This is a genomic window from Vibrio sp. LB10LO1, from assembly GCF_010092875.1.
Classification (GTDB): domain Bacteria; phylum Pseudomonadota; class Gammaproteobacteria; order Enterobacterales; family Vibrionaceae; genus Vibrio; species Vibrio campbellii.
On record NZ_JAADJW010000040.1, the window covers coordinates 1 to 16,638 of the forward strand.

The 16,638-nt window shown below is 46.2% G+C and carries 15 protein-coding genes, 1 tRNA gene and 1 other RNA gene; 11 read left to right on the forward strand and 6 right to left on the reverse strand.

Going from position 1 to position 16,638, the window contains the following annotated elements; genetic code table 11:
- Nucleotides 1–4: 4 nt before the first annotated feature.
- Nucleotides 5–89, reverse strand: a tRNA-Tyr gene (locus GXP65_RS21320).
- A 283-nt stretch (nt 90–372) separates the two neighbouring features.
- On the opposite strand from GXP65_RS21320, the gene GXP65_RS21325 reads away from it, so the two are divergent.
- The 3 genes from GXP65_RS21325 to GXP65_RS21335 all read left to right on the forward strand — a co-directional run bounded on the left by GXP65_RS21325 (nt 373) and on the right by GXP65_RS21335 (nt 5,017).
- Entirely contained in the window at nt 373–1,479 is a 1,107-nt protein-coding gene (locus tag GXP65_RS21325) for an efflux RND transporter periplasmic adaptor subunit (protein ID WP_162093682.1), read from the forward strand.
- Entirely contained in the window at nt 1,479–4,592 is a 3,114-nt protein-coding gene (vmeF, locus tag GXP65_RS21330; RefSeq protein ID WP_038891539.1) for a multidrug efflux RND transporter permease subunit VmeF, read from the forward strand. The genes GXP65_RS21325 and vmeF overlap by 1 nt, the downstream gene beginning before the upstream one ends.
- Before the next feature lie 227 nt (nt 4,593–4,819).
- Nucleotides 4,820–5,017, forward strand: coding sequence for a type II secretion system protein (locus tag GXP65_RS21335; protein ID WP_162093683.1), 198 nt, complete (start codon nt 4,820–4,822; stop codon nt 5,015–5,017).
- A gap of 104 nt (nt 5,018–5,121) precedes the next feature.
- On the opposite strand, the gene GXP65_RS21340 is transcribed toward GXP65_RS21335, so the two are convergent.
- Nucleotides 5,122–5,697 carry a porin family protein gene (locus GXP65_RS21340; RefSeq protein ID WP_005431656.1) on the reverse strand — a complete coding sequence of 192 codons (576 nt, stop codon included), beginning with the start codon at nt 5,695–5,697 and terminating at the stop codon, nt 5,122–5,124.
- 203 nt (nt 5,698–5,900) lie between these two features.
- Between GXP65_RS21340 and GXP65_RS21345 the strand changes: the two genes are divergently transcribed.
- Nucleotides 5,901–6,218 carry a DUF1244 domain-containing protein gene (locus GXP65_RS21345; RefSeq protein WP_005431642.1) on the forward strand — a complete coding sequence of 106 codons (318 nt, stop codon included), beginning with the start codon at nt 5,901–5,903 and terminating at the stop codon, nt 6,216–6,218.
- A 78-nt stretch (nt 6,219–6,296) separates the two neighbouring features.
- Here the strand turns inward: GXP65_RS21345 and GXP65_RS21350 are convergent, their stop codons facing one another.
- Nucleotides 6,297–7,391, reverse strand: coding sequence for a PLP-dependent cysteine synthase family protein (locus GXP65_RS21350; protein WP_005431662.1), 1,095 nt, complete (start codon nt 7,389–7,391; stop codon nt 6,297–6,299).
- Nucleotides 7,392–7,536: 145 nt separating this feature from the next.
- Between GXP65_RS21350 and GXP65_RS21355 the strand changes: the two genes are divergently transcribed.
- Complete coding sequence (locus GXP65_RS21355; RefSeq protein WP_005431675.1) at nt 7,537–8,004, forward strand: Lrp/AsnC family transcriptional regulator; 468 nt, start codon at nt 7,537–7,539, stop codon at nt 8,002–8,004.
- A 56-nt stretch (nt 8,005–8,060) separates the two neighbouring features.
- Here GXP65_RS21355 and tesB read toward each other — a convergent pair whose 3' ends face one another.
- A complete protein-coding gene (gene tesB / locus GXP65_RS21360; protein WP_038891543.1) occupies nt 8,061–8,921 on the reverse strand; it encodes an acyl-CoA thioesterase II in 861 nt (286 codons plus the stop codon).
- 167 nt (nt 8,922–9,088) lie between these two features.
- On the opposite strand from tesB, the gene GXP65_RS21365 reads away from it, so the two are divergent.
- Nucleotides 9,089–9,523, forward strand: coding sequence for a YbaY family lipoprotein (locus GXP65_RS21365; RefSeq protein WP_162093684.1), 435 nt, complete (start codon nt 9,089–9,091; stop codon nt 9,521–9,523).
- A 38-nt stretch (nt 9,524–9,561) separates the two neighbouring features.
- Here GXP65_RS21365 and GXP65_RS21370 read toward each other — a convergent pair whose 3' ends face one another.
- Entirely contained in the window at nt 9,562–9,864 is a 303-nt protein-coding gene (locus tag GXP65_RS21370; RefSeq protein ID WP_162093685.1) for a DNA base-flipping protein, read from the reverse strand.
- Nucleotides 9,865–10,138: 274 nt separating this feature from the next.
- Between GXP65_RS21370 and GXP65_RS21375 the strand changes: the two genes are divergently transcribed.
- The 4 genes from GXP65_RS21375 (at nt 10,139) to GXP65_RS21390 (ending at nt 14,147) form a co-directional block, all read left to right on the forward strand.
- Nucleotides 10,139–10,882 carry a hypothetical protein gene (locus GXP65_RS21375; protein WP_045373240.1) on the forward strand — a complete coding sequence of 248 codons (744 nt, stop codon included), beginning with the start codon at nt 10,139–10,141 and terminating at the stop codon, nt 10,880–10,882.
- Nucleotides 10,883–11,052: 170 nt separating this feature from the next.
- On the forward strand, nt 11,053–13,050 hold the full coding sequence (locus GXP65_RS21380) for a GGDEF domain-containing protein (protein ID WP_162093686.1): 1,998 nt from the start codon (nt 11,053–11,055) through the stop codon (nt 13,048–13,050).
- Between the two features lie 142 nt (nt 13,051–13,192).
- An RNA gene (gene ffs, locus GXP65_RS21385) (signal recognition particle sRNA small type) lies at nt 13,193–13,289 on the forward strand.
- A 123-nt stretch (nt 13,290–13,412) separates the two neighbouring features.
- Entirely contained in the window at nt 13,413–14,147 is a 735-nt protein-coding gene (locus GXP65_RS21390) for an RNA methyltransferase (RefSeq protein WP_005532025.1), read from the forward strand.
- A gap of 242 nt (nt 14,148–14,389) precedes the next feature.
- Here GXP65_RS21390 and fdxA read toward each other — a convergent pair whose 3' ends face one another.
- Nucleotides 14,390–14,713 carry a ferredoxin FdxA gene (gene fdxA / locus GXP65_RS21395; RefSeq protein ID WP_005431654.1) on the reverse strand — a complete coding sequence of 108 codons (324 nt, stop codon included), beginning with the start codon at nt 14,711–14,713 and terminating at the stop codon, nt 14,390–14,392.
- A gap of 230 nt (nt 14,714–14,943) precedes the next feature.
- On the opposite strand from fdxA, the gene GXP65_RS21400 reads away from it, so the two are divergent.
- Complete coding sequence (locus GXP65_RS21400; RefSeq protein WP_005431643.1) at nt 14,944–16,563, forward strand: NAD(P)/FAD-dependent oxidoreductase; 1,620 nt, start codon at nt 14,944–14,946, stop codon at nt 16,561–16,563.
- The last annotated feature ends 75 nt before the right edge of the window (nt 16,564–16,638 follow it).

Here is a 16,638-nt window from a genome sequence, read left to right on the forward strand (position 1 = left end):
AATATGGTGGAGGGGGACGGATTCGAACCATCGAAGGCAGTGCCGGCAGATTTACAGTCTGCTCCCTTTGGCCACTCGGGAACCCCTCCAGGGTATTTTTATACTTAAGATTTGTTTTCCCAACACATCTCTCAAGTGCGGAGCGCATCATAGCAAACTCGCTCCGGCTGTAAAGCGTTTTTCTTACGTTTTTACGTTGAATGCTGCCTTTTTGGGCAAAGATGGCAGAAAGTCAGCGTTTTGTATGTCGTTTATACAAAAGAGAAACTGACTTTTTACTTGAATTTACACTACTTGACGTTAGGCGTCGTATCAACTGATAAACTGTATTCAGTTTAATGACATAAGTTTATCTAATTAGTAGCCAAAATTATGAGTATGAGAGCCACTTTTTCCATTTTAACGCTTTCTATTTTAATGGCATCACCAGCCGCTTTTGCAGCAAAACGTGGTCCATCGACAGTTACCGTGGTAACTGAGCAAGTAGAGACGCATCAAATCAACCAGTCTTTATCACTGATCGGCAAGCTTGAAGCTGCAGAGTCGGTGGTTGTTGCTTCTGAGGTTTCAGGCAAGGTGAAAGAGATCGCCGTAAAAGCCAACCAAAACGTGCAACAAGACCAGCTTCTTATTCTTTTAAACGACGATAAAGCACAAGCAGCTTTAATAGAAGCAAAAGCGTACCTGAAAGATGAACAACGTAAGTTAAAAGAGTTTCAGCGTTTGGTTAAACGTAATGCCATCACTCAAACTGAAATTGATGCACAAAAAGCGAGCGTAGAGATTGCCGACGCACGTCTTGACGCAGCGAAAGCCAATTTATCGGATCTAAATATCAGTGCACCTTTTGCCGGTACCGTTGGTTTTATCGATTTTAGCCGAGGAAAAATGGTCAGCGCAGGCTCAGAGCTACTCACTCTGGATGACCTATCGGTGATGGAATTGGATCTCCAAGTTCCGGAGCGCTATCTCTCTATGCTATCGGTAGGAATGGATGTACATGCGACCACCAGTGCGTGGAGTGGTTTGGACTTCGTCGGTAAAGTAACGGGGATCGATACTCGTATCAGTGCGGAAACTTTGAACCTTCGTATCCGTATTGAATTCGACAACCCTGAAAATCACCTGAAGCCGGGCATGTTGATGCAAGCGGCCCTCGTATTCCCTGCTATTGAAGCGCCAATTATCCCAGTTCAAGCCTTGGAATACTCAGGCACGAAACGCTTTGTTTACGTGATTGATGAAAACAATAAGGCGAAGCGTCAAGAAGTGTTCCTTGGAGCACGTGTCGACAACGAAGTTGTGATTGAATCTGGTGTAGAGATCGGTGACAAGATCGTTGTGCAAGGCATTGTGAACATGCGCGATGGTGTTGAAGTCAAAGAGATCGTCGCACCTGGTAAAGCGAAAACGGCCGACGCAAATGGTGAGAAGAGTGTGAAAGGCTCGCAAGACGAAGCGGCTAAGGAAGCGAACTAATGTTACTTTCTGACGTTTCCGTTAAGCGCCCCGTTGCGGCGTTGGTATTGAGCATGCTGCTGTGCGTATTCGGTTTTGTGTCGTTTACCAAGCTTGCAGTACGTGAAATGCCAGACATCGAAAGCCCGGTTGTATCGATCAGTACTCGTTACGAAGGCGCTTCTGCAACCATTATTGAAAGTCAAATTACGTCGGTACTGGAAGATCAACTTTCGGGTATCAGCGGTATCGATGAAATCAGTTCCACCACGCGAAACAGCATGTCGCGTATTACTATCACCTTTGAATTGGGCTATGACCTCAATACCGGTGTCAGTGATGTGCGTGATGCGGTTGCTCGAGCTCAACGTTCATTACCGGATGAAGCCGACGACCCTGTAGTATTCAAGAACAACGGTTCGGGTGAAGCCTCCCTCTATATTAACCTTAGCTCGTCTGAGATGGACCGTACTCAGCTGACTGATTACGCCGAGCGTGTCCTGATGGATCGCTTCAGTCTGATCTCGGGTGTTAGCTCCATCGATCTGTCTGGTGGTTTGTATAAAGTGATGTACGTCAAGCTCAAGCCAGATTTGATGGCGGGGCGCTCGGTCACGGCATCTGACATTACCTCTGCACTTCGAAGTGAAAACTTAGAAAGCCCAGGTGGTGAAGTTCGTAATGACTCAACTGTAATGTCGGTGCGAACCGCACGTACTTACAACACGCCAGAAGATTTCCAATATCTCGTGGTGAAACGCGCAAGTGATAACACGCCTATTTATTTAAAAGACGTAGCGGATGTGTTCATTGGTGCAGAAAACGAAAACTCGACCTTTAAGAGTGATGGTGTGGTTAACATCAGCTTAGGTGTGGTGCCTCAGTCTGATGCAAACCCGCTAGAAGTGGCGCAGTCGGTACGCTCTGAAGTCGATAAGATTCAGAAGTTCCTGCCGGATGGGACTCGTCTTGCGATTGACTACGATGCTACCGTTTTTATCGAACGTTCGATTGACGAGGTTTATAGCACCCTCTTTATTACCGGTGGTCTGGTAATTCTGGTTCTGTACATCTTCATCGGTCAGGCGCGTGCGACCCTTATTCCGGCAGTGACCGTACCCGTTTCACTGATTTCCTCGTTCATTGCGGCTTACTACTTTGGCTTCTCTATCAACCTGATTACTTTGATGGCGCTGATCTTGTCTATCGGTCTGGTTGTGGACGATGCCATCGTAGTAGTAGAGAACATCTTCCACCATATTGAGCGTGGTGAATCACCATTATTGGCGGCTTATAAAGGTACGCGAGAAGTAGGCTTCGCGGTTATCGCAACCACGTTGGTTCTTGTGATGGTATTCCTGCCGATTTCCTTTATGGATGGCATGGTCGGTTTGCTGTTTACTGAGTTCTCTGTATTGCTCGCTATGTCGGTGATCTTCTCGTCACTGATTGCCCTGACACTTACACCTGTTCTAGGCAGCCAGATCCTCAAAGCGAACGTGAAACCTAATCGATTTAACCAAGCGGTTGATAAATTGTTTGCTAAGTTGGAAGCGGGTTACCGCAAAGCGCTGCGCGGGGCGTTGAAAGTTCGTTGGGCGGCACCTTTGGTTATCGTTGCGTGTATGGGCGGCAGCTACGGCTTGATGAATCAAGTACCGGCACAGTTAACCCCACAAGAAGACCGTGGTGTCATCTTTGCCTTCGTACGTGGTGCGGATGCAACGTCATACAACCGTATGTCGGCAAACATGGACATCGTAGAAGATCGTTTGATGCCGCTTTTAGGCCAGGGTTTCCTGAAATCATTCAGCATCCAAACGCCTGCGTTCGGTGGCCAAGCGGGTGACCAAACGGGTTTCGTTATCATGATCCTTGAAGATTGGAACGAACGTGACGTCACTGCACAAGAAGCGCTGAACCAAGTACGTAAGTCATTGGCTGGCATTCCTGATGTTCGTGTTTTCCCATTCATGCCGGGTTTCCGCGGTGGTTCGAGTGAGCCAGTGCAGTTCGTGCTTGGCGGCTCGGATTACGATGAGCTTTTAGTCTGGGCGGAAATGCTTAAGAACAAGGCTGAAGAATCACCAATGATGGAAGGTGCGGAGATCGATTACTCTGAGAAAACACCAGAACTATTAGTCTCGGTTGATAAGCGTCGTGCCGCAGAACTTGGTGTGAGTGTTCAAGACATCTCTGAAACGCTAGAAATCATGCTTGGTGGTAAGAGTGAAACCACTTATGTCGATCGCGGTGAAGAGTATGATGTTTACCTACGCGGTGATGAAAACAGCTTCAACAACGCGGCAGATTTGAGCCAGATATACTTGCGAACCACGAGCGGTGAGCTGGTGACATTGGACACGGTAACCAAGATTGAAGAAGTGGCGGCCTCGATTCGTTTGTCTCACTACAACAAGCAGAAGTCGATCACTATCACTGCGAACTTGTCGGAAGGCTACACTCTGGGTGAGGCATTGGACTTCCTTGATCAAGAAGCGATTGATAACCTCCCGGGTGATATTTCAGTGAGTTACTCTGGTGAATCAAAAGACTTCAAAGAGAATCAAGCTAGCGTAGCGGTCGTATTCGCATTAGCACTGTTAGTGGCGTATTTAGTACTAGCAGCGCAGTTCGAAAGCTTCGTTAACCCTCTGGTGGTAATGTTCACTGTACCGATGGGCGTATTTGGTGGCTTCCTCGGTTTGGTGGTGATGGGCCAAGGGATGAACATCTACAGTCAGATCGGCATGATCATGTTGATCGGTATGGTAACCAAGAACGGCATTTTGATCGTTGAGTTTGCTAACCAGTTGCGTGACCGCGGCATTGAGTTTGAAAAAGCGATTACGGATGCGGCAGCACGTCGTCTACGCCCGATCATGATGACAGCATTTACTACTTTGGCTGGTGCGATTCCACTGATTATGTCGACTGGTGCGGGTTATGAAAGCCGTGTGGCTGTTGGTACCGTTATCTTCTTCGGTATGGGCTTTGCGACGTTAGTTACCCTGTTCGTTATCCCTGCGATGTACCGTTTGATCTCTGCGAAGACGCGTTCACCTGGCCATGTCGAAGCTGAGCTTAATAAAGCGCTGAGTCACGATACGAAAGGGCGCATTGCGCATCCATAAGTTATCTCAGTAAGATGTTGAAATGAAAAGCCGAACGATTTTTGTTCGGCTTTTTTAGTGTTTTTCACCTGGCTACTTATGGATCTAACAATAATTATTGGTTATTATTTCGCCACTTCTTCGAGGGGCATCGGACTCGCTCATCGTGTTTGACCGAATGACGGGTCTTAGCAGGCAAGGTATCCGAGGATTGATGCTTTGGCTGACGTTGCTAATGAGGTGTTCCCTTGAAAAAATTCCGTGGTAGCTACATGGTTGAAATGGTTTTGGTTGCAGGTGCTATGGCACTACTGGCAACAACAGCATTACCGAAGTTAACGGATGCGATTCAAGATCGCCAACAAAGCGTTCTGATCTCTCTTGATGCTGGCCAGCAAAGTAGCCATGTTAAGCAAGAGACTGCCGGCAAGTTTTCAGAACAATAATGGCTAGCATTGCTCCCTAATAAACAGATTTAAGAAAGCCGAGGTGTTTACCTCGGCTTTTTTGTCTTCAATTCTAAGTAGTAGATCCAGTTTAGAAGGTTTGGTTAGAAGCGTTTACCCAAACTTACTTGTACACCTTCATAACTGTCGTAGAAGTCATCAAAACCCATGTCTGCAACGTTGTAAATGTATTCAGCACGTAGCCAGATATCTTTACTCATATCCCAGTGGATACCTGCACCGATGTTGAACAGCGCGCCAGTATCATCTGCTACTTTTTGTTCGTTTGGTACGTACATTTCAGCTTGAGTGCCAAGTGCTGTTACGCGACCAAACAGTGAAAGTGGCGTATCGCCCAAGTTATCACTTGTGACCACAGCAGACATGCCAGCTTGGTAGTAGTGAAGGTCTAAGTCGGTTTTTAGAGCATCATTCTTAAGTTCATTTTGTGAATAGCGCAGTACCCCTTCAAATGCGAGGTATTGGTTTACATGATAGCCCCAGCCAACCGTAATGTGAGGTGTTGACCAACCACTGTCGCGATCAGAACCAAAATCCGGCGTATCAAAGCCGACATTACCTGTACCTAGGTATAGGTAGGATTGATGGGTTTGCTCTTGAGCGGCGAAAGTTGGCAGACTCATGGTCAATGCAGATAATAATAGGATGGCGTTTTTCATAACTTGGCGATAACCTTTGTGAAAGACCGTTTTTAGAATTAGTATTAATTTAATCAATAAGATAACTGGCAGTTATCATATCAGTCTTTTGGGTGAGTGCGGGGGCTTTAGAGAAAAATTTGTTGTAATGGCGCAAATTTTAGACCCATCAAACTTACTCACTTCTATGTGATGAACTGCGAGACAAATAAAAGGAAAGTAAAGTGGCTGAATTCAAATACAAAAATCTAACCCAAGAAGAGCAAGACAAACTGGACGCTGCGACATTTCGCCGTCTATTAGCGCATTTGGATGCAAACAAAGACGTGCAAAACATCGACCTTATGATCCTTGCTGGCTTCTGTCGTAACTGTTTCAGTAAATGGTACAAGGCAGAAGCGGAAGACCTTGGCGTGGATATCGACATCGATGACGCTCGTGAACGTGTTTACGGCATGACCTATGATGAGTGGAAACAAAACCACCAACCAAAAGCGACACCAGAACAACTGGCAGCATTTGAAGCACGCCAGAAGAAGTAGCGCTTCTTAGATTAGCTCAAAGATAATAAAAAACAGCCCGCTAAATGAGCGGGCTGTTTTTGTATTTGACGTCTGATTTTATTCAGTGATTGGGCTACAACATGCTGGTTCAACGCAACCTTTTGCTTGAACGGTTTCAAGCTGTGCTAGGTAAGGTTGAATGTCACCGATATTTTCTTTTACCCACTCAGTGTTGTAGTAAGTATCAAGGTAACGTTCACCTGAGTCACACAGTAGCGTCACGATAGAGCCTGTCTCACCGCGTTGCTTCATTTCACATGCAAGCTGAAGTACGCCGTATAGGTTGGTACCTGTCGATGCGCCAACTTTACGACCAATCAAGCCAGATAACCAATGTGCTGTTGCCACACTTGCCGCGTCAGGAATTTTGCGCATTTCGTCTACAACGCCAGCGATAAAGCTAGGTTCTACACGTGGGCGACCGATACCTTCGATCTTGCTGCCGTTTTCGCCCTTGATGTCTGCGTTGCCAGACTGGAAGTAGTCATAGAACACAGAGTTATCAGGATCAACCACACACAGTTTTGTGTCGTATTTTTGGTAACGGATGAAACGGCCAATCGTTGCTGATGTACCACCAGTGCCTGGGCTCATTACCACCCAGCTTGGGATTGGGTGATCTTCTAGCTCCATTTGGCTAAAGATTGAGTTCGCGATGTTGTTGTTACCACGCCAGTCAGTTGCACGCTCAGCGTAAGTAAATTGGTCCATGTAGTGACCGTTTAGCTCTTTCGCTAGGCGGCGAGACTCGTCATAAATTTGGTCTGAGCGGTCAACAAGGTGTGCTTTACCGCCGTAGAATTCGATTTGTTCAATTTTCTTACGCGCTGTGGTTTTTGGCATAACCGCGATAAATGGCAAACCAAGTAGGCGCGCGAAGTACGCTTCAGAAACGGCAGTACTGCCTGATGATGCTTCGATCACCGTGGTTTCTGGACCAACCCAACCATTACAAATCGCGTAAAGGAATAGCGAACGCGCCAAGCGGTGCTTCAAAGAGCCTGTTGGGTGCGTGCTTTCATCTTTTAGGTAGATGTCTATGCCTTCCAGAGATGGTAGGTCTAATTTGAATAGGTGAGTGTCTGCTGAACGTTGAAAATCTGCTTCGATTTTGCGTACAGCATTGTTGATCCAGTTGTGGTCAGTACACATAACGTGACTCCTCGAAAATTTGTAGGGTAGTTGTTTTTGTCTTTAGGGATAATCTACCTATAACTACAGAGAAAAACTTTGCTATTATTGTTTTGTTATTCACCTTTGGTAGAAAAGTTTTCTCTAAATCAGGAAATGGCTAGGAATGAGCTTAGATAAAATCGACAAACAGTTACTTTCTTTACTCCAAAACGACGGAACCTTGTCATTAAATGACTTGGCCGAGCGAGTCAATCTCACCACCACACCTTGCTGGAAGCGTTTAAAAAAGCTCGAAGATGAAGGCTATATCGAGAAGCGAGTGGCGTTGTTGAGTGCTGAGAAGCTGGATTTATCGTTTATTGCATTTGTGCAGCTCAAAACCAGCGACCACTCAGAAGATTGGTATCACCATTTCGTGACGACGGTCAGTGATTTCCCTGAAGTGATGGAGTTTTATCGCATGGCGGGGGAGTACGACTACATGATGAAGGTTGTGGTAAAAGACATGAAGCGTTTTGATGAGTTCTATAAGCGACTGGTCAACAGCGTAAAAGGCTTATCCAATGTGACCTCTACCTTTGCGATGGAGCCGATCAAATACACCACCGAACTGCCATTGTACGGGGTTTGAGCCAACCCAACAAAAAAGGAGTACGCTGGTACTCCTCTTAAGTTCAATTCGATGCGTTATTTGGTAAAGCGCATCACACCTTCCTGAACCGCGGTCGCCACAAGGTGACCTTGCTGGTTGTAGATCTCACCGCGGACCAAGCCTCGCGTATTGCTCGCTGTCGGACTTTCAATTGCGTACAGCAACCACTCATCCATCTTAAATGGTCTATGGAACCAGATAGAGTGGTCAATGGTGGCGACTTGGAAGTTTGGCGTCATTAGTGACACTTCGTGTGGATGAAGTGCGGTGGTCAAAAATCCCCAATCGGATGCGTAGGCCAGCAGGTATTGGTGAATCAGTTGGTTCTCTGGCATCTCTCCGTTAGCGCGAATCCAAAGGTATTGCTTTGGTTCGGTTTTCTTTGGATTGAGTGGATTGACGATGTTCACCGGGCGAGTTTCGATCGGCTTTTCGCCACAGAATGTTTTGCGTAGGCGCTCGGGAAGGAACTCGGCAATATGGCTTGCAAGCTCGGTTTCCGAAGGGAAATGCTCTGGCCCAGGAATATCAGGCATGGTGTTTTGGTGATCAAACCCAGGTGCATCACCGTGATAAGACGCCGTTAGGTAGAAAATCGGACGACCATTTTGGATCGCTTTGACTCGACGAGTGCTGAAGCTGCGGCCATCGCGTAGGTTCTCAACGTCATAGATGATTGGTTTCTCTGGATCACCAGGGTACAAAAAATAACTATGGAAAGAGTGTACGGTGCGTGCATCTTCTACGGTGTAACGCGCTGCGGATAGCGCTTGTCCAATAACCTGACCACCATAAACTTGAGGTAAACCTAGGTTCTCGCTTTGTCCGCGGAACAAGCCTTCTTCTAGTTTTTCGAGTTGTAGTAGGCTGAGTAGCTCTCTTAATGGTTTACTCATGATGTGTCCTCACCTTGTTTTTATCGTTGCTTCAATTATGAAACAAAATCAACTGTTTGGTAATTTCTAACTTAGTCAAACTATTGTCAAATACATCGTCGTACAGCAGACAGTTTTATAATCTCCATCTATAATTAGCGCGAATTGATACACCCGTTGAGGAAACTATGAAAAAAACACTACTACTTGTTACTTCTTTACTATTCGGTGCTGCACTAGTGGGTTGCCAAACTTCTCAAACAACAGAAATGGAATCAGCTGAGGCGTCTATGAAGACTATTACAGGTACAGTGGCTTACCGTGAGCGTATCGCACTGCCTCCACACGCAGTTGTGACCGTCGCGCTAGAAGATGTTTCTTTAGCGGATGCGCCGGCAAAAGTGCTTGCGAAACAAACGTTCGAAACAGAGGGTAAACAAGTACCTCTAGCATTTGAGCTAAGCTACAACAGCAACGATATTCAACCAAATCACCGTTACAGCCTGCGTGCTCGTATCGAAGTGGATGGCAAGCTACGTTTCATTAATGATACAAGCATCCCAGTGATTACGGATGCTGAGCAAACGCATGAAACAAATATTCGTCTGGTCGGTACACGTTAATAGTCAACTGTTAACCCAATGGATTTGAAAATGGCAGCCTAAGGCTGCCATTTGTATTTTCTGAGCGACACTTTTCCGATTTCAGACACTTCAATGCCTTCCGCTTCAAGCTTTTGCTTTTGTCTTTCAAGGTCTCGGCCTTTTAACGAAATCTTGCCCTGACTGTTGATCACGCGAAACCATGGCAGTTTGCTGCCTTCCGGTAACTTTCCAAGCGCTTTACCGACGTGTCTTGCGTAGCCCGGATAGCCTGCCATTTTTGCGATCTCACCGTAAGTCGAAACTCGCCCGTTAGGAATTTGGTGAATTACAGCAAAGATTTGCATTAAAAATTGGTCCATACTGAAAGTGTCCACTGTTGTTTACCAAGGAATGGTAATACACAAGACTTGTACTTCGCTATCAGTTCTTGCTCCTTAACATCATTTGCTGCTCATCTCTCTCTCCACCGTTTTTGTTGTTTCTTTTTTTGAGCCGTAATTGATCATTCGAGTAAGTTAGAAAGACAAAAACAAGCTCTCGCTTAGTTTACATATAGACCCGCTCAACGATTTTTAATGCCCAGTTTGACATGCCGTTGAGTTACCAAGTTGGTTGGGGAAGCCAGGAGGCGCTATGATTTTTTCGACACTTCAATTTCTAGTTACGACTCTTCTTGCCGTGGTGTGCGCTCGTGCCATCAGTTTGAGCGAGGGAGAGATTCCGGTTCTCGCCTTAATGATTCCCGCATTGTGGATACTGCCACAAGGTGGCCTTGCAGGTCTGATTCTGCTCGGCGCCATGACTGTTTATGGCGTGACCTTATCAATGCAGCCGATTGCGTTATCGGTGGGCGTCCTGATCCTTTTCCCTTTACTCATGGTGGTTTTCTCTCGCCGCAGTTCGTTGGGTGTTTTACTTACGGCAGGCTTGATAGTGCTGACTTTGCAAGTGGGTATTATGGTTACGCAGCAAGCAGGCAAGTTAGATGGCTCTGCTTGGCTCACGATGGTGCAAACCCTTTCGGTGATCGTCATGTGGTGGGCGGCAAATCATTGGAAACCTTCAGAGAAGCATAGCTGGTGGTCATTACTGTTACTCTTGCCGTTGTGGCTGGCTGATCTGCCTTATGCAGTTCTGGTTGCACTGAGCATCACTGGTATTTTGGCGTCGATGGAAGCGCTGACGAAGATTAAAAATTCAATGCGCTGGGGGAAACTACTTTGCTGGACATTACCGACGGTCGGCTTTGCGGCCTTGGTTGTCAGCCCAAATATTGATGTGCCTAACCCTGTATTCGTGGTTTGGATATGCTTACTTGGTACCGCTTGGATGACGGACTACATCTTACGTAGTAGTGATGAGCAAGCGGAATTATAAAATAGTTGCAGTCGCACTGATTAAATAGTGACCCGTGCGGCAGACTATTGATTTGTTTATGAAATAATAGGCCGGATGTTATATGTTCGGCCTTTCATATTTATTGTGTATTTAATAATAAAAATTCAATCTTAATCCCAAGTATATTGGGTCTTTTAGAAACGTTAGTCATGGTTAAAGTAGTTCAAAGGCTATTGGTTTTTGCTTGCTTTCTATTGAGCCTGAGTCTCAAAGCAGAACCAGAGCATGTCTCCCATTATAAGGTAGCGACGGAAGCGGATGATGTTGTTACACGTGTCCTGTTTGATGCGGTGGCGGAAAAATTTGATGTCTCAATTGAATATGTTAATTATTCGAGCTTTGATGGGATTTTAGATTCTGTTGCCCGCGGTGATAGTGATTTCGCTGCGAATATTACTTTCACTCAAGAACGCGCTCAGAAGTTCAGTTATTCACGCCCAACCAATATTGAATACACCTATCTTTATGGTTTGAGCGGCATGACACTGAGTGAAGCGAATGTTGTTGGTGTGCCTAAAGGCACCATCTACGAAGCGCTGATCCAGCAAAACTATCCAGAGTTGCTCCTAGTGCCATATCAAGGGCATGAAGAGGCGGTGTCATTGCTTCGTTCTCGTAAGGTTGATGGCGTAGTGGATGCCATCAACCAGCTCAAGCCTATGCTATTAGAAGGGTTTGATGCGACACTGCTGAATGACCATATCTCAATCAAACCCGTTTCTATTGTGAGTCAGAAAGGCGCGCACCTCGAAGTTCTTGCACAGTTCGCTGACTTTATTCATAGCGAAGAAGTTCAGAAATTGCTGCGAGAGAAGGTAGCCTTGTACCAATTCAAACTGAGACAAACCGCGTTACGTGAATCAATTAAGCAGTTGCCTATCGATCTCGAAAAACCGTTTACGATTAAATTTGAATCTATTTTCCCTTATGTGGTTTATCGCTCAGATGGGAGCGTAGAGGGGATGACCGCCGATGTGGTGCTTAAGAGTTGTGAAATCTTGGCTCTGAATTGCGTGGTGATCAGCAAACCAAACGAGAGCTGGGAATCGATGTATAACCAGTTCATTGAAGGGGAGTTCGATATGCTTGCACCGCTGACCATCAGCCGTGAGCGACGTGCGTTCAGTTACTTCCCTGAGTACCATTATCAACCAACCTCTGTAATGGTAAAACGCCTTGGATACAAGCCAAATGTGTATTCTCATGTGTCCCAATTGATATCAGAGCGCATTGGTGTCGTGAAGGATGATTTCTTTGATCAGATGCTGACGCAAATGTTGCCATTAAAGGAACTCAATCGTTTTGATTCACAGCAGGCGATGTTGGATGCGCTACTTGCCAGAGAAATTGACTACATTGCAATGGACACCGCGATGCTCAATCACTTCTTGCGTCTTAGTGAACTGATTCCTATTGAACAAGATGATGCGATTGGTGAGTTCTACCAGTCTGAATTGTCTGTTGGTTTAACGAATAATGAACGTGGCAAAATTCTCGCCCCGTATTTTAGTCGTGCGATTTCTATGTTGGATCTGGAAAAGATTGTTGCCCAATACGATTTGAGGCCAGACTGGCGTACCGCATTGGAGTACGAAGTTCGCTTAGCCACTCAAACGCAAGCGGTGTTTATTTTTGTGCTGGTGTTCGCTCTGGGTGTCAGTTTGTATTTGTACCGTCAGTCGAACACCGACAATTTAACTGGGCTTAGAAATCGCCGCTCTTTACAGGTGAAATACCGCCAAGGTGTACCGAAAGATCTTGCTATTTTGTACCTTGATATCAATAAATTTAAGCAAATCAATGATACTTACGGACACAGAGCTGGGGATAAGGTACTGCAGTTGCTGTCGCTAAAAATACATCGTGTATGGACGGGTAGGAGCTATCGTATTGGTGGTGACGAGTTTATTTTGCTCGGCTATCCGACGGAGATGCAGTTAGCTAGGGCAATAGAAGAGCTTAACTGCTTAGAGGTAAAAGAGGAGCTATTTGGTGATTTAAGCCAAGTAACGATTTCAGTTGGTGTTTCTGCTAAGCGTGAGCGCAGTGTCAGTCTTGAACAAGCATTGCACCTCGCAGATGAAGATATGTACTCAAGTAAGCAAGCCTCTCGTGTTTGCAAGGAATCAACCCCTTGTCTAGTTTGAACCTAATGCGCTGAATTGACCGAGTTTTGTCCAAACGGAAGTGAAAAGGAGAAAATCGTCGCTTTAACCCTTGCAATCCGACAGGCGATGCTGAATAATCCTCACATCATTTGAGACACGCTCTCAAAACAGAATTATGGGGCCTTGGTCCTCTCGCAACAATAGCTCGTGAACTCGGTCAGGTCCGGAAGGAAGCAGCCGCAGCGTGTGACTTGTGTGCCGGGATGTGGCTGGGGTCCCACCCTTTAAAAGCCTCGCTTATACAGCGAGGCTTTTTCGTTTCCGGCGTCTCTTTTTGTTCATTTCACTTTATTCTATAATCTGGCGCTCTAGTTCATGCCATTTTCACCTGGGATATTTTCATGATTTCAAAAAACCAACTAAAACTGCTTCGTGCTTTGGGTCAAAAGAAGCAGCGTAAAGCGCACGGCTTATTTCTGGTTCAAGGTGAAAAGAATGTACTGGAATTGGCGAACAGTTCGTTGAGTGTAAAGCAAATCTTTGCAACCGCTGAGTTTCTAGAGCAGCACAGTCATGAACTCAATGGCTTCGAGTGCATTGAGGCATCACTGGATGAGCTAACCAAAGCAAGTACGCTGGTGAGCAACAATGCCGCTATTGCTGTGGTTGAAATTCCAAACGTAACAGTGCCTCAGGCAAAAGGCTTGATGATCGCATTGGATGGTGTTTCTGATCCGGGCAACCTAGGTACGATCATTCGCGTTGCGGATTGGTACGGTATCAAGCACATCATCGCGAGTACGGATTGTGCCGACCCATATAACCCGAAAACCATTAGCGCAACCATGGGCAGCTTTGGTCGTGTGCAAGTGAGTCTAGTGGATTTACCAAGCTACTTGGAAGATGCAAACTTGCCGGTGTATGGCGCTTTCCTTGAAGGTGAAAGCGTGCACAAAACGGAATTCTCAGCAGACGGCATTTTGTTGATGGGCAGTGAATCTCATGGTGTACGTGAGGCGGCATCGAAGTTTGTGACCGATAAAATCACTATTCCAGCGTTTGGTGGTGCTGAGTCGCTAAACGTGGCAATGGCGACAGGTATTATTCTGGACAATATGCGTCGTCAACACAGCTAGAAGAAACATTCGATCAGAGAAACGAGATTCCCGACTGAGCTCCTTCGTCGCGATCGGGAATGACGAGCCTATTTTTAATCGGGGTCAAATGGGAAGCTAGGTGCCGTTGCTAAACGTATCCTAGGTAAATCATCGAAGGATTTTGATGGTGTTTGTGTTTACCCATCGAAAAGATTACCCCGCCTCTGAATGTCATCCTCGAGAGGGAGGGACGACCGAGTCGGGGATCTCTTGCTTGTGGCTTATTTTTCTAGCATGTCCAACTTGTTTGGCACACCATTCCACTTTTCCGCTTCATCCATTGCTGGCTTCACTTCGGTTTGTACCGGCCAGATTTCAGCAAGTTCTGCGTTGAGCTCTTTGTAGATCACTTGATCTTCTGGTAGCTCGTCTTCTTGGAAGATAGCGGCTGCGGCACATTCGTCCACGCACAAGCCACAGTCGATGCATTCAATCGGATTGATTACCATAAAGTTCGGGCCTTCGTGGAAGGCATCTGCAGGGCATACCGCGACACAGTCAGTGTATTTACATTGGATACAGTTATCGGTTACGACAAACGCCATGATAATCAGCTCTTAAGTTAGTCAAAATTGAAGAATGGGGATAATACTCATCCCAAGGCAAAATTCAACATTCGCTACGTTAATTCCGCCGCGCAACTTGGATTTAGTATGACAGACAAATCAATTTCTCGTAAAATGCGCGCCATTGTGAGCTGACCATTTTTTTTCTCCTTAGATATGGAGGGAAATGTGTGGCTTTGGCTAAGACACCTACCATAACGAGACATCACATGATTCGTATTAATGAAATTAAACTTCCTCTTGATCACGAGGAAGGCGCGCTATTGGACGCGATTACTAAAAAGCTTGGCATTGCTGCTGAGAAAGTTATCTCTTTTAATGTCTTTAGACGCGGCTACGATGCTCGTAAGAAAACCAACATTCACCTTATCTACACGCTAGACATCATCGTTGAAGGTGATGAAGAAGCGTTGTTAGCGAAATTCGAAAAAGATCCGCACGTTCGCCAAACACCAGATATGGAATACAAGTTTGTAGCGAAAGCACCAGAGAACCTAACAGAGCGCCCAGTGGTGATCGGTTTTGGTCCTTGTGGTTTGTTTGCGGGTTTGGTTTTGGCTCAAATGGGCTTTAACCCAATCATCGTTGAGCGTGGTAAAGAAGTACGTGAGCGTACTAAAGACACGTTCGGCTTCTGGCGTAAGCGCACACTAAACCCAGAATCAAACGTACAGTTTGGTGAGGGCGGTGCAGGCACTTTCTCTGATGGTAAGCTTTACAGCCAAGTGAAAGATCCAAACTTCTATGGTCGTAAAGTGATCACTGAGTTTGTAGCAGCTGGTGCTCCAGAAGAAATTCTATACGTAAGTAAGCCGCACATCGGTACCTTTAAACTGGTTACCATGATCGAAAAGATGCGCGCGAAAATCATCGAACTAGGTGGTGAGATCCGCTTTAGTACTCGTGTTGACGATCTGCATATGGAAGATGGTCAAATCACAGGCGTAACGCTATCAAACGGTGAAGAGATTAAATCTCGTCACGTAGTACTAGCGGTAGGTCATAGTGCTCGTGATACCTTTGAAATGCTGCACGACCGTGGCGTTTACATGGAAGCGAAGCCGTTTTCTGTTGGTTTCCGTATCGAGCACAAACAATCGATGATCGACGAAGCACGCTTTGGTCCAAATGCAGGCCACCCAATTCTTGGTGCGGCAGACTACAAACTGGTTCACCACTGTAAGAATGGCCGTACGGTTTACAGTTTCTGTATGTGCCCTGGTGGTACTGTTGTTGCGGCAACTTCTGAAGAAGGTCGCGTAGTAACCAACGGTATGAGCCAATACTCTCGTGCAGAGCGTAACGCAAACAGCGCAATCGTAGTGGGCATCTCTCCAGAAGTCGATTACCCGGGTGATCCGCTAGCGGGTATCCGCTTCCAGCGTGAACTAGAATCGGGCGCTTATGCACTAGGCGGCGAGAACTACGACGCTCCAGCACAGAAGATTGGTGACTTCCTTAAAGGTCGCGATCCAAGTGCGCTGGGTGATGTTGAGCCATCATTCACTCCGGGCATCAAACTGACCGACCTATCAAAAGCGTTACCGGCGTTTGCTATTGAAGCGATTCGTGAAGCAATTCCAGCATTCGATCGTAAGATCAAAGGCTTTGCTTCTGAAGACGGCCTACTGACTGGTGTTGAGACGCGTACGTCTTCTCCAGTTTGTATTAAGCGTGGTAAAGACTTCCAGAGCATCAACCTGAAAGGCTTCTTCCCTGCGGGTGAAGGTGCTGGCTACGCGGGTGGTATCCTTTCTGCGGGTATCGATGGCATTAAAGTAGCGGAAGCCGTTGCTCGTGACATCGTTGAAGCAATGCAAAACGCATAATTTTATTGCGTGATAATACAATGAAAGCCAGCCTGATTTGGGGCTGGCTTTTTTGTTTGTACTGCATAGCTAGTT